This is a genomic window from Microbispora corallina (assembly GCF_016863035.1).
Classification (GTDB): Bacteria; Actinomycetota; Actinomycetes; order Streptosporangiales; family Streptosporangiaceae; genus Microbispora; species Microbispora corallina.
This window is the reverse complement of sequence record NZ_BOOC01000049.1, coordinates 1-12,663: the sequence shown is the minus strand read 5'-3', so window position 1 is coordinate 12,663 and position 12,663 is coordinate 1. Positions and strand designations below refer to the sequence as shown.

Below are 12,663 nucleotides of genomic sequence, written 5' to 3'. Positions count from 1 at the left end.
CGTTGTGGTCACGAGCAGTGACGGTAATCAGCCCGCACAAGCGCGGACACTCGGACTTGCCAGGCCTTTACCGCACGTCAGCCTGCCGATGACCGACGACCTTCGAGCCACACCCCCTCCGGGCGCGCGAGGCACCCCAACCTTTCGCTAGGCTTACAGGGCACATTGCACGCCTCCGTAGCTCAGGGGATAGAGCACCGCTCTCCTAAAGCGGGTGCCGCAGGTTCGAATCCTGCCGGGGGCACCTAGTTGACCTTGCACGTTGCCGCCTACCTGCGCTAACTGACAGGAACAGGTGACAGCCCAGAGGCAGGCGAGAGCAGCGGTATGCACGCGTAGGCCAATGATCGCGAACCATACGCGAACCGATCATGAGGGTGTTCGCGCAGCTCATCAGCCGCATTGACGGCAGAGCTTGGCAAGGCCGTGACAATTGCTGGCCGAGGCGATCGCCGCCGCAGGGCCTTCTTCATCAGAGGAGCACCTGCTGCTTGACTGCGGCACGATGCAGGCCGAGATGGTGGAGAACGACCCGTTCGCCCTGTCGGCTGGGGACAAACTGGCGACCTGGACGTGACGGCCAGGCTCGCAGTTCCGGCGGCTCCAAGGCGATCCAAGATTCGCTCGCACGTGGTGATGGCCGACGCGGCCGCTGCGGCACGTCAGAGGCCTCGGCACTCAACATCCGAAACCGCCGCTCCGAGCTGTGGGACCAGGAGATCACTTCCACGGTGCAGGCCAGTGGAGCCACTGGGCCAGCCGGGCGTACGTGCCAACAAGGGCAATTATCGTCGCGATCAACCAGCTGACCACACTCCATACAGGGCGTGATTTTCGACCTACGTCGCCCACGGTGTTTGTGATGGAGGACTGCCCAGCCCCACCGAGCAGGTAGTTGACGGTCGCGCCCTTGTGAGCGGTGATGTTCACTCCGGCAGGGAGAGCCTTGTCGAGAGCGTGGTCAGCTTCCGCAGCGGAGGGTGTTTCCTGTCCAGGGGGCATAACCTCCCGGAGTTCCGTTACGAACGAGACGAGTGTCGCGCGGATACGGCCAAGTACGCCGGTCACAGCCGCGGGCTACACCTTCCAGTAGATGCCGCGGACGACCTGGTCCTCGGAGATCTTGTCTACGAGCTGCCACGCCTGGGTTAGGAACTGAACGGCTGTCTCGCTGTTGTCACGAGTAAGGTGCAGCGTATCCTCGTGCTTCGCGTACTCCTCCAGCTCATGAACCGGGTCTGTGAGACGGACCTCCGGGGGATATATCTCCTGGACTTGCCTCGGGAGCATGTCCTTTGACATCTGTTGGGCTAGCCGGTTGGCCCCCATCCGATTGGTGAAGTCGACCCATACGGCCGCACCAATGACTCGATAGGTAGGAACGTCTTCCTCGTCGGCATACCCGTTGAGCTCCGCTTCAGCCCATTCGCGCAGCTTATGGGACCCAGCGCGCCCGCTGAGCGCGACGCACTTTAACAGGACACCCGACAGCGGCACGCTCAGGTCGAGCGCCTCCCGCTGAATCTGGTCCAGCAGGGAGCCATCCCGGCTGGCGGAGGAAGTCGTCGTGGACACCCCTCCATCATCTCGCCATTCGCAGCGAAGCGATGGACGAGAGGAAAGGGCAGACCCCACGTCTGATGTTGGAGACTGAGGCACGGGACCTCTTGGGCTCCTCCTTCCATCAAGGCGGTGGCTTCACCTGCGTGTTCAGGTTCACCCGGAGTGGGCGGAATCGTCGCCGTGGAAGGCTCCCAAAGCGCGATCAGCACCAGTACAACATCCGAGCGCATCGTTGATCTTGCCGTTAACGTGGTCTTGCTGCCCGTCAATGCACTTGGCATAGACGCGAAGGAGGACATCGACGCTGTGGCCGGCACGCTTGGCCACCTCCGGGGCCGCGACGCCCGCGTTGAGCCAGAGCGAGACGGCAGCGTGCCGCAGGTCGTACGGCCGTGCGGCCAGGGATGAGGCGACCTGAGCCGGGGTGAGGGCGAGCTTGCGGGCCTCCTGCCAGACATAGGAGTAGGCCGAGCTGGAGTAGGAGCCGCCCGTAGCAGTGCGGAACAGCCTGCCGTCCTTGGCGACGCTGTACGCCTTGATGTGCTCACGGAGCACGGCGACGAGGATCGGAGGGATCGGGATCTCTCTCGTCTCCCTGTCCGCGCGGTGCTCGAGCAGGGCAAGAGCCTGGCCGACCTCCTCACGGACGACGATGGCGCCGACCTGGAGAGCTCTCTCTTCGACCCCGAGTCCTTCGACGTCCGCGCCGACCGCCTCAAAGAGGAGATCGGGCGAGCTCCGCTCCTTCCTCAACGACCTCGGCGATATCACCGGTGAGGACACGAAGGCCAAACAGCTCGTCGAGGATCTGGCTGAGTCCTTCAAGACGTATGACTCCGCGGTGGTCTTCACTCAGTACGCCGACACCATGGACTACGTCCGCGAGCGCCTTCTAGCCGCTGGCTACAACAAGCTTGGCTGCTACTCCGGCCGCGGCGGCGAAATATACGATCCGGTCGCGGGGGAGTGGAAACCTGTCACCAAGGCCGAGATCAAGAACCGGTTCCGCAACGGCAGTATTGAAGTCCTGATCGGTACCGACTCGATGAGTGAGGGCCTCAACCTGCAGACGTCGGGCCGCCTCATCAACTACGACATGCCCTGGAATCTAATGCGTGTCGAGCAGCGCATCGGTCGCATCGACCGTATCGGCGCCACCTATAAGGACCTCCAGATCAGCAACTACTTCTACAAAGATACTGTTGAGGAGCAGGTCTACAAGGGCATCAAGGAGGACTACGACGACTTCACCAACATAGTCGGCGGCGCTGCACCTGTCCTTGGCACTGTCGAGAAGGTCATCGAAGATCTCGTCCTTGCCGCATACCTCAGCGACGAAGTCATCGCCAGCGAGATCGCCAGCATCCGAACCCAAATCGAAGACATCAACAACCAGCCCGTCAGTGCGGACGACCTCGGCTCCCCCGATGACTGGATCACCATCAAGACTCCACCGATCTTGGTCGGAGACATCACTCCGCCAGTCCTCGCCACCAAACTTACGAGCAACCTTCTCTTAGGCCGCTGCCTGACCCCAGATGACGGACGCCCCGGTATCTACAACCTCTTCCTTGCGCGTGACGATGCTCGTGTGTCCTTCAGACGTTCCGACGGCGCGATATCCATCGAGCACTATTTGGGTCAGCCACCTGCGGCCTCAGTCCCCGTGACATTCGACCGCGACATCTGGGACACCAGCAGCGACAGCGACCTCGTTTTCCTGACCTACGGGTCACCCGAATTAGCCTCCCTCCTCCCCCGCGAACCCGGTGAGTGACAGATGCGGCATAGATCCGGATCACGCCAGCCGGATAGCAGCGTCCTCCGCTTCCAACCTCAAGCTCGGTCGTATAGAGGAGGCCCCCTTGAATCGCCGCGGGTTCGGTGGAGATTTCGGACTCCATCAGCGCCCGGGGCAGTTCAGTGAGTGTTCCGCGAACTCGGCGGTCCGGCTGTGCAGCCGGCCAGAATATCCCCGATAGATGTCATGGGCAAGCACAGGAAGATCATATGAGTGCGCGGGACGCCATCGCGCAGGTGCGGCTGACTACCAAGCCGGGGACCGTGCGCATAGACCGCCCGGAGCAGAGAGATCAGCTCCATCGACGTTCTCTGCCTGCATCAATGGTTCTACGGAAGCGACCAACGCCTGATGACGGGACAGTTCTCTATCGATCGGTGCGGGATGAGCAAGGAGCTGTCTGCACCGAAATCCACTCACTTGCCGGTGCCACCAGTTCCGAGGAAGAGGGTACTCTCGCTACTCTTTTGGCGACCATGTGATGCGGCCCGACGGGCTTCCGCGCTCGTACGGCTTCGGCCGGAGCGGATAGGCCCCCACCCGCACGAGTTCTCTCGTGCTGCCTGGGGGACAATCCGTGACGGCGCTGCGGCTGTCTGTCGAGAACCTGCTCGCCTCTCCCAATGAGGCCGCCTTCGCGGAGGTGATCGCCGAGCACGTGCGCGACATCACCGGACACTGTCCATCCCCCTCCGAGATCAAGTCCTGGCAGCGCAGCCTCCCGGCTCTGGCCCGTGATCTGGCCGACGCGGGATTACGCCGGGTCGAGATGCTCGTCGAATACAAGCTCCCGCTGACCAGCAAGCGCATCGACGTGGTCCTTGCCGGGGTGCACCCTCGTACCGGCGAGGATTCGTATGTCGTGGTCGAGCTCAAGCAGTGGAGCCGCGCTGAGCCCTCGGACCTGGGCGAGCATCTTGTCATCGTGGACGGCATGCCGGGGGGCGAGCGGCTCAACCCCGCCGAGCAGGTTCGCCGGTATTGCGAGTACATGCGCGACTTTCTCGGGGCGCTCAATCGCAAGCCGGACGCCGTCTACGGGGCCGCGTACCTGCACAATGCCATGGACCTGGACGTCGACGGCCTGGCCGACCAGGTTCGCGACGAGCGCAGCCGGCTGTTCACCAAACAGCGGCGCGGCGAGTTCCTCCGCTACCTGAGCGAACGTCTCGCAGACACGTCCGGCGCCGACGCGGCCGACCGCCTCCTCCACAGCACGGTCTCCCCGAGCAAGCAGCTCATGACCTATGCCTCCAAGGAGATCCGCGAACGCGAGCAGTTCACGCTGCTGGATGAGCAGCAGGTCGCGTACGAGATGGTCATGCGCGCCGTGGACCGGGCCAGGCGCGCCCACTCCAAGCAGGTCGTCATCGTCACCGGCGGCCCCGGCAGTGGCAAGAGCGTCATCGCGCTGTCCTTGCTCGGCGAGCTGTACAGGCAGGGCCGCTCCACCTATCACGCCACAGGCTCGAACTCCTTCACCGAAACCATGCGCCGCTACCCCGGCCGCGGCAACACCCGGATCAAGAACCTCTTCAAATACTTCAACAGCTTCACCGACGCCGAACCCAGCAGCGTAGACGTCCTGATCTGCGACGAAGCCCACCGCATCCGCGAAAACTCCACCAACCGCTTCACCCCCGCAGCCCGGCGCACCGGCCGCAGCCAGCTCGACGAGCTGATGTCGGCAGCGCGCGTGCCGGTCTTCCTCCTCGATGAACACCAGGTCGTACGGCCGGGCGAGCTTGGCACCGTGGACGGCATCGAGCGCTACGCCCGCCACAAGGGCTACGACGTACACCGCGTCTCCCTCGACGAGCAGTTCCGCTGCGGCGGCAGCCGGAAGTACGAGCACTGGGTGCTCCGCCTGCTCGGCCTGGCCGACAGCGGCCCGATGGAGTGGCACGGGAAGGACGAGGACTTCGACGTACGGCTCGCCGATTCCCCGCACGAGCTCGAAGCATTCCTCCGCGCGCAGACCGGCACCGCCCGCATGACCGCCGGCTTCTGCTGGCCCTGGAGTGATCCACGACCCAACCAGACCCTCGTCAACGACGTCGTCATCGGCGACTGGGCACGACCGTGGAACGTCAAGAACGACCGCGCGGTCGGCGACTACCCGCCGCGGATGTTCTGGGCCAGCGATCCCAACGGATTCGGGCAGGTGGGCTGCATCTACACCGCCCAGGGCTTCGAGTACGACTGGAACGGCGTCATCCTCGGCCCCGACCTCACCATCCGCGACGGGCGCCTGATCACGGTACGTGAAGCCAACAAGGATCCCGCATTCAAGAGCCGCCGCGCCGTACCCGACGCCGAGTTCGACCTGCTGGTACGGCACGTGTACAAGGTCCTGCTCACCAGAGGCATGCGCGGGACCGTGCTCTACGCGGTGAATCCGGAACTCCGCCGTTTCCTCGCCGGCCTCATGCGTCCGGCTCGGTCTTAATCAGCCCGGCCAGGAACTCCCGCGTCTCCGGATCGACCGCGTAGATAACCACCCCACGGAGCCCTCGCGTGAGCAGTACCTTGTAGACGTTGCGGACATGCCGCCTGAACTGCTCGTGGGTGACCTTGGCTGCGGTGAGGTTCTTGTCCTTGCTGAACTCGCGCCGGGGCACGAACTTGCCGCCACGAGCCACGAAGTCCGGGCCGATGATCACCCCGACCCAGTCGAACTCCAGCCCCTGCGCGGTATAAATGCAGCCCACCTGGTCGAAACCGCCCTCGGCCGTCGCCCAAAAGTCGCTCGACGGCACTGAGCCCAGCTTGTCTCTCTTCAGCTTGGCGTTCCATGGGCGTGCCCAGTCGCCGATCACGATGTCAGGCATGAGGCTGTTGTCCGGGTTGGGCTCGTGCCAGGGCCAGCAATACCCCGCCGTCATGCGCGCCGTGAGCCCGTGGGCGATCTTGCCGCGCAGAAGGTCCTCCATCTCGCCGGGAGTGTCCGCGAGGACGACCTCGAAGTTCTGGTCTCCCGTCCAGGGCTGGGGCTCCACGTCGCCATTCCATTCACAGTCGGCATCGCCGAGCCCCAGTAACTGCTGAACCCAAACGTCGTACTTGGCGCTGCCGCCGCAGCGCCACTGTCCGTCCAATCGGATGAGCTCGTAATCCACGTCGAGAGCCTGCGCCTGGGCCACGATCGCAGCGACCGTGCCGACCTCGTCCGGCTTGACGACCTGATGCTCGTCCAGCAAGAAGACGGGGACGCGGGCCGCCTGGATGAGGCTCTCGATCTGCGGGCGGGAGCTGCGCCACTCCTTCTTGAACCGACTCTGCGAGTTCTTCCGCACGCGATGCGCTTCATCGGCGATCAGCAGATCGAGACTGTTCTGCTCAGCGTTCGCGAACTCCAGGTAGTACCTGAACAGGCCGTCAAATTCCATGTCTCGCCCGGCCACGTGCCGGCGGAGAGTCTTGGTCACGGTGCGGGAACCCGTGGCGTACGCGACGCGATCCCGGTTGCCCTGCTCGATCTGGGTGCGAAGGAGCGAGACCGCGATCGCCGACTTCCCGCTCCCCGGCCCGCCTGTGATGATCACTACCCGTTTGGTGTTGGCCGCCTGAGCCAGTCGCACCCTCGTCTTGACAAGATTAAACGCATCGAGCTGCTTGTCCAGCAGATCGAACTGTCCGACCCCGCGGATGACTTCGGCAGATTTGCGCAGGAAGGGCTTGTTCGGGCGGATAGGGCCTCCGAGCAAGCGATCCGCTGCCATCCTGCCCGGCTCGTTCGCAAGGTTGCCACGCAGGTACTCGATGAACCCGCCACGCTCGGCTTTCGTGAACAGCGGCACGCCCTCGACCGCGGCTCCCATGGCAAGGTCCTGGACGCTGGAGTGCGTAGCGTTGTGGAGATAGACAGCCGCTTTGACGGCCTCGGGGCGCCCATCGAGGGCGCCGAAGTGGTCGGCTATCTGGTTGCGATAGCCCTTGGCCTGCTGGCAGGGATGGCTCTGAGGGCCCAACCCAGGCACCTCAAACAGCTCCGCCTCCTCGTCAAGGGAGTCGGCGCTGCTCCACTGCTTGAGCTCGATCACGATGTACGTGTCCAGCGCCGTGTCAGGATGAACGCCCGCAAGAAGGACATCGGCGCTGCTGCGCCTGTTGTGCGGCATGGGGAACTCGATCAGGACCTCGACCTGCTCCAATCCCGCATCGTCGAGTACGCGCGCGAGCTCGGACAGGCTCTCGATCCAAGAGCGCTTCTCGGCCGCATTGGGCTTACGCCGCCTCGTGAGCTCTACCTTCTCGGCCAAGATCTTGATGAGGTGTCCCTCGATGACCGATCTCGGCACACTCAGGTCCTGCCGCAGCGACCTCGCCGTCATCCGGTAGGCAGGATCCATGAATAACCCCCAGGCAGCACGACAGACTCGTGCGGCATGGGGGCATATCCGTGATCATGCTCAGCGGAAGCTCGTCGACCGCGTGGAACCGGCACGATCATAACCGAGGGCAGCGACAAGATCAGCGATGTTTGGGGCCAACGTGAGCCCTCCAAGCTCCCAACTGGAAAAGCTTGCGGCGAATTGGTCGCGGTGCACGACCCGACCAGACAGCATGCTCGTACGTTGGACTCTTCCTTCCAGCCGCGGGCGCGGTCGATGATGAGCAAACTTAAAGGCAGCGGCGTACGGCGGCCGCTGGCGACGGCCGATAAACCAAGAAGAGTCCGAAGCGCCGCGGTAACGTTGATGGTGTGGTAATACGATCTCAGACCGAGCCTTTTTGATCCGATTAGGCTTTTTGAAGTAGCCGGTCTCGACCTCAAAGGACCAGAGGAGGGTCTCGATGACCAAGATGACTCAAGGATCTGCGCACTCATGGCATCCCGGGATGACCACGGTGGCCAAGGACGATATTCGCCACATGAAGCCGAGCCAGCGGAACAAGTATCGCCGCCAGGGATTCTCCTGGACAGAGATAAAGAAGATCGACAAGGCGATCGGGCGAGGCGAAACCACGATCACCATCAAGTCTGCCATCCGCGAGGTAACCATCGAACTCCCGCCGAAATGGCGCTGAGACGACGACCGACCACCCGCATCTCAATCGTTGCGGAATTGCATAACGGGCCAACTTGCCACCGAGTGACGTGATTGCTCTCGCGACCGTGGACGCAACCGGGATATACGCGGGACGATCTCGAAACTCTCGGCCTGGCTACCACTGTCACCTGTTTTCAAGCAGACGTCATGACGCCTCGATGGGACATGCGCGGGATGATCAAGCATGCGATACGAGCCATGCAGGGCGTTTAAGCAGGTCAACACAGGTGATCGGGTGGATTCACCCTCGCTCTCCTAAAGCGGGTGCCGCAGGTTTGAATCCTGCCGGGGGCACTTTCTTGATCTTGGTATCCAGGCTCCGAACTAAGGTTCTTCTCCGAGACGTCTCACACCTCGAGGCAGCTATAGATCACCGCAAGCAGCCCCATGTCAGGTGCCGCGGGATGGATCTCAGAGCGTCATCCTTGGTGAAGATGTGTCGAGACGCACACCGGAGCCTGATCTCACCCCTGCCCGCGGCACGGCTCCAGAGAACTTAGCTCATGACGAGACGGGAGTAAGGGTGGGACGTCCCTGGGCATAGTCCCGCCTGAACGCCGGAAGGGTGCCGCCACCGACGACCCGGAAGCCACGGCCGCCATCATCCAGGACGGTGATGCCTTTCTTGCCGTCGGCGATCCAGTGCAGCACGACGTTGAACGTGCAGTCCTCGTAGACATGGCGCAGGTAGATCACGAAGAATTCCTGCTCGGTCAGATTGACCGAATAGGGAAAGGTGACGGCTGGCTGCTTCTTCCCGGTGAAACCGTCCCGGCCTGGGCGAGCGGTGAGGGTGATCGGGTCCCGGGCGAAATCGGCATCGAAATACCGGCTGGTCTGCCCTTCTCCGCACTGCCCGCACAAAATCCGGATTCCCCGGGTCGGAGCGGGAGTCCGCTTGGTGACCTTGATCTCCATCCTCTGCAGCAACACGGCCTGCTGGGTGCGGCCCTGCGCGGTGACCTGGAGCTCCAGATCGCCGCCTCCGGTGGATAATGCGACACGGCCCTGGGTTGCCGACTGGTCGGTGTACTGATCGACGCTGCCGTCGAACCAGTACGCGGGGCCATCGCTGGTGTCCCACTCGGCGTGGAAGGCTACCGGAGGCTTGCCCGTCCAGACTGGGCCGGGATCGCCGAGTCCCGCCGCACCCGACGGACCGTTGGACACCGAGGCAGAGGCCCGAATCGTCTGCATACCTGTGCGCGTGGAGCCCTGCGTCGCCCCGGTGGCCGAATGACCCTGCAGCCACAGCGTGGCCGAAGCACCGACCACGCCGGCCACAAGGAGGGCACCGGCACCGGCCAGCCACCACCGGCGTCGGCCGTACCCGGACCGAGGGGCCGAAACAGGGACCGCAGGCGACGACACTGAGACTGCGGGCGGTGTCGAGGCGGAAATCCCCCTGGCCAGAGCAGGGGCGACGTCCTGAGGCACGGGGATGTTCTGCGGCGCAGTGAGGTCCTCGGGCGGCACCGGTTTGCCCTGCAGTCGGGCGCGAGCCCTGCCCCGCTCGGTGAGCAACTCTTGCTTGACCTGCTCGCGGGTCGCCGCGGGGCTGCACGCTTTGGCGAAGGCCGCTGTCTGATCGATGGACGGCAGGCGCCTGCCCTCAAGAATCTCGGCCAGCGTGCTGCGCGAGATTCGGTGCCCTGCCTGCTCGGTCAACCGCTCCAGATCACGCAGGGAAGGCTCGCCGGCCTCCACCCGCAACGCCGCCAACCGAGCTGCGAACTCCGCCAGTATCCGGTCGCGTTCGTCCACGCTCGCCCTCTCCGCACCGCCACCGCCGTCCGAGGTCCGTCCGAACAATATCGCCATACGTCCGAGGCGTGTCCGGGTTTGTCCAGCACGCGTGACCAGCAATTTCAGGGCCGGTTGCCTTGAGGCACACCCCTTTTCCCCAGGCTGGCCGCCCCTGCGGCCTGTCCCGCCCTGCTTGGAGGCCGCGCATGCCCGCACACCCCCCTCACGGCGACGACGACTGGTACTACCGCCTGCGCCCCCAAGACGTCCTGCGTCTCATGGCCGCATGGGACAGGGTCCTGCTGCACGTCCCCGCAGAGTCCCGCCGCGGCGCCCGTCTGGTGTCTTACCTCCACCAGCACACCGGCCTGCCCCGCCACCTGCTCACCGACCTCCGCGAGACCCGAAACGCCTGTGCCCACCCCTTCGCGCCCCGCAGCGGCCCCCGCGCGCAAGCCGACATCGACCGCGCCCTGGTCACCGCCTACCACGCCCTCGCCCGCCTCCGCTGCAACCACTCACCGGGCCCCGCCGTCGCATGAGCGCAGGCTTCAACTGACCGTGACCTGGTCCTCGGGACGTTCCGGCTCGGCCTCTTTGGTGGGTGACGATTGCTGTTCCGAGGCTGGTCGCCTGTGCAGCAGGAGGGCGGTCAGGCCGCCCGCGACCAGGCCCCAGAACGCGGCGCCGATGCTCAGGATCGTCATCCCCGACGCGGTGACCACGAAAGTGACCACCGCGGCCTCCCGTCCCTCCGGCTCGTTCACCGCGCCGGCCAGGGACGAGCCGAGTGCCGGCAGTAACGCGAGGCCGGCCACCGCGACGACCAGCACGGGTGGGGAGAGCAGCACCAGAGCCATGGCCAGGCCTGCGCCGAGGCCGAGCGTCAGCTGCCCGGCGCCGAGGGCCACCGTGGCGATCCAGCGGCGGCGGGGGTCGGGGTGGGTGTCCGGGCCGGCGGTCAGCGCCGCGGTGATCGCGGCCAGGTTGACGGCGTGACCGCCGAACGGCGCCGCCGCCGCGCTCGCCAGGCCGGTCGCGACGAGGACCGGGCGCAAGGGTGGCATATACCCGTACGTTGCCATGATCGCCATACCGGGGACGTTCTGCGCGGCCATGGTGACGAGAAACAGCGGGATGGCGATGCTCACCACCACCGACGGGTTCAGCGTCGGGGTGGTCAACTCGACCGCGGGCCGCAACACCGCGCCGGACAGGCCGCTGCCGGATCCGTGCACCGCGATGGCGATGACCGCCACGACGAGCGCGCACGGAACGGCCCACTGCCGCAGGTACCGCTGCAGCACCGCCCAGGTCAGGATGACGGGCACGGCCAACAGCGGGATGTCGACGACGGCGCGGACCGGTGCGGTGCACAGGCTGAGGATGACGCCCGCGAGCATGGCACCGGCGATCGGACGCGGGATGGCGGCGATCGCCCGGGCCGGCCAGGGCGACAGGCCGGCGAGGACGACGAGCCCGGCGCAGACGATGAACGCGCCGACCGCGGCCGGGAAGCCGCCGGGCACGGGACCGGTCGCCACCAGCAGCGCCGCGCCGGGGGTGGACCAGGCGATGCTGATCGGCATGCGGTACCGCAGCCCGAGGACGACCGCCACCGCCCCGATGCCGCAGCAGAGGGCGAGCAGCCCGGACGCGGCCTGTCCGGGTGTCGCCCCGACCGCTCGCAGCCCGGCGAGCACGACGGTGAAGGAACTGGCGTAACCGACCACCGCACTGACCAGCCCCGCCATGACGGCCTGCACCCGCACGCGCCACCCCTCAGCGTCGCCACACTCCCGGTCGTTCCGTTTACGGAACGAACCATAGCCACGTGACCATCCCGGGAACAAGTCCGGCGGCATGCAAGGATTGCCGGGTGGACGGCCGTGACACGGATATCGGGAGCCGGCTGCGGCGGTTGCGGGAGGCCCGCGGCATCTCCCTGTCGGCGCTGGCCCGCAGCGCCGGCATCGGCAAGGCCACACTATCCGGCCTGGAACTGGGCACCCGCAACCCGACGCTGGAGACGCTCTACTCGGTGGCAGGAGCCTTGGGCGTACCGTTGACGGCCCTGGTTCTGGAGCCCGGCGCACCGCCGGCAGAGGCCGTCCGCGTGCCCGGCGCCGCCGTGACGGCCACACTGCTGGAGGTCTTCGAGGAGCCGACCGCGACGTTCGAGTTGCTGCGCATGCACGTCCGTCCCGGCGTCGTGCAACACTCGCCGCCCCACGCCCCCGGCGTGACCGAACACGTCACGGTCTACGCGGGCGTGCTGCGTGCCGGCCCTGTCGACGCCCCCCTGGTGGCTGGGCCGGGCGAGCACATCTCCTGGCAGGCCGACGTCCCACACATCTACAGCACCGTCGGCCCGGACGAAGTTCTGGCAACTCTGCTGATCCGCTCCCCCCGACCGGCCTGAGTAACCGGATTACGCCGCACGGCGGCGACCGGCCGTACACATGGTCGCGGCGGGCTCGGCACACAGCCGAGCCCGCC

11 protein-coding genes and 1 tRNA gene are annotated in these 12,663 nt (G+C 65.4%); 7 read left to right on the top strand and 5 right to left on the bottom strand.

Going from position 1 to position 12,663, the window contains the following annotated elements:
- The first annotated feature begins 171 nt into the window (after nucleotides 1–171).
- Nucleotides 172–244, top strand: a tRNA-Arg gene (locus Mco01_RS34300).
- Nucleotides 245–433: 189 nt separating this feature from the next.
- Complete coding sequence (locus Mco01_RS34295; RefSeq protein WP_204060980.1) at nucleotides 434–577, top strand: hypothetical protein; 144 nt, start codon at nucleotides 434–436, stop codon at nucleotides 575–577.
- A 500-nt stretch (nucleotides 578–1,077) separates the two neighbouring features.
- Here Mco01_RS34295 and Mco01_RS34290 read toward each other — a convergent pair whose 3' ends face one another.
- Both Mco01_RS34290 and Mco01_RS39950 read right to left on the bottom strand, forming a co-directional pair.
- On the bottom strand, nucleotides 1,078–1,575 hold the full coding sequence (locus tag Mco01_RS34290; protein ID WP_204060979.1) for an AbiTii domain-containing protein: 498 nt from the start codon (nucleotides 1,573–1,575) through the stop codon (nucleotides 1,078–1,080).
- A 141-nt stretch (nucleotides 1,576–1,716) separates the two neighbouring features.
- Complete coding sequence (locus Mco01_RS39950; RefSeq protein WP_275410657.1) at nucleotides 1,717–2,415, bottom strand: site-specific integrase; 699 nt, start codon at nucleotides 2,413–2,415, stop codon at nucleotides 1,717–1,719.
- Between Mco01_RS39950 and Mco01_RS34280 the strand changes: the two genes are divergently transcribed.
- A complete protein-coding gene (locus tag Mco01_RS34280; protein WP_204060978.1) occupies nucleotides 2,405–3,340 on the top strand; it encodes a helicase-related protein in 936 nt (311 codons plus the stop codon). The genes Mco01_RS39950 and Mco01_RS34280 overlap by 11 nt on opposite strands.
- Before the next feature lie 601 nt (nucleotides 3,341–3,941).
- Nucleotides 3,942–5,813: a DUF2075 domain-containing protein gene (locus tag Mco01_RS34275; RefSeq protein WP_204060977.1), complete on the top strand. Its 1,872-nt coding sequence runs from the start codon at nucleotides 3,942–3,944 to the stop codon at nucleotides 5,811–5,813.
- On the opposite strand, the gene Mco01_RS34270 is transcribed toward Mco01_RS34275, so the two are convergent.
- The gene (locus Mco01_RS34270; RefSeq protein ID WP_204060976.1) at nucleotides 5,791–7,716 is read right to left on the bottom strand and encodes a DUF2075 domain-containing protein; all 1,926 of its coding nucleotides are present in this window, start codon (nucleotides 7,714–7,716) and stop codon (nucleotides 5,791–5,793) included. The genes Mco01_RS34275 and Mco01_RS34270 overlap by 23 nt on opposite strands.
- Before the next feature lie 445 nt (nucleotides 7,717–8,161).
- Here Mco01_RS34270 and Mco01_RS34265 point away from each other — a divergent pair, with 445 nt between their 5' ends.
- Entirely contained in the window at nucleotides 8,162–8,395 is a 234-nt protein-coding gene (locus Mco01_RS34265) for a hypothetical protein (protein WP_204060975.1), read from the top strand.
- Between the two features lie 524 nt (nucleotides 8,396–8,919).
- On the opposite strand, the gene Mco01_RS34260 is transcribed toward Mco01_RS34265, so the two are convergent.
- Entirely contained in the window at nucleotides 8,920–10,182 is a 1,263-nt protein-coding gene (locus tag Mco01_RS34260) for a helix-turn-helix domain-containing protein (protein WP_204060974.1), read from the bottom strand.
- A gap of 188 nt (nucleotides 10,183–10,370) precedes the next feature.
- Here Mco01_RS34260 and Mco01_RS34255 point away from each other — a divergent pair, with 188 nt between their 5' ends.
- The gene (locus tag Mco01_RS34255; RefSeq protein ID WP_204060973.1) at nucleotides 10,371–10,706 is read left to right on the top strand and encodes a hypothetical protein; all 336 of its coding nucleotides are present in this window, start codon (nucleotides 10,371–10,373) and stop codon (nucleotides 10,704–10,706) included.
- 9 nt (nucleotides 10,707–10,715) lie between these two features.
- Here the strand turns inward: Mco01_RS34255 and Mco01_RS34250 are convergent, their stop codons facing one another.
- Complete coding sequence (locus Mco01_RS34250; protein ID WP_239104126.1) at nucleotides 10,716–11,936, bottom strand: benzoate/H(+) symporter BenE family transporter; 1,221 nt, start codon at nucleotides 11,934–11,936, stop codon at nucleotides 10,716–10,718.
- A 107-nt stretch (nucleotides 11,937–12,043) separates the two neighbouring features.
- Between Mco01_RS34250 and Mco01_RS34245 the strand changes: the two genes are divergently transcribed.
- On the top strand, nucleotides 12,044–12,586 hold the full coding sequence (locus tag Mco01_RS34245) for an XRE family transcriptional regulator (RefSeq protein ID WP_239104125.1): 543 nt from the start codon (nucleotides 12,044–12,046) through the stop codon (nucleotides 12,584–12,586).
- Nucleotides 12,587–12,663 lie beyond the last annotated feature (77 nt).

Excerpts from the sequence above, each read along its gene's own strand:
- Mco01_RS34270 (WP_204060976.1), bottom strand. The coding sequence starts at position 7,716 with ATGGATCCTGCCTACCGGATGACGGCGAGGTCGCTGCGGCAGGACCTG.
- Mco01_RS34265 (WP_204060975.1), top strand. The coding sequence starts at position 8,162 with ATGACCAAGATGACTCAAGGATCTGCGCACTCATGGCATCCCGGGATG.
- Mco01_RS34255 (WP_204060973.1), top strand. The coding sequence starts at position 10,371 with ATGCCCGCACACCCCCCTCACGGCGACGACGACTGGTACTACCGCCTG.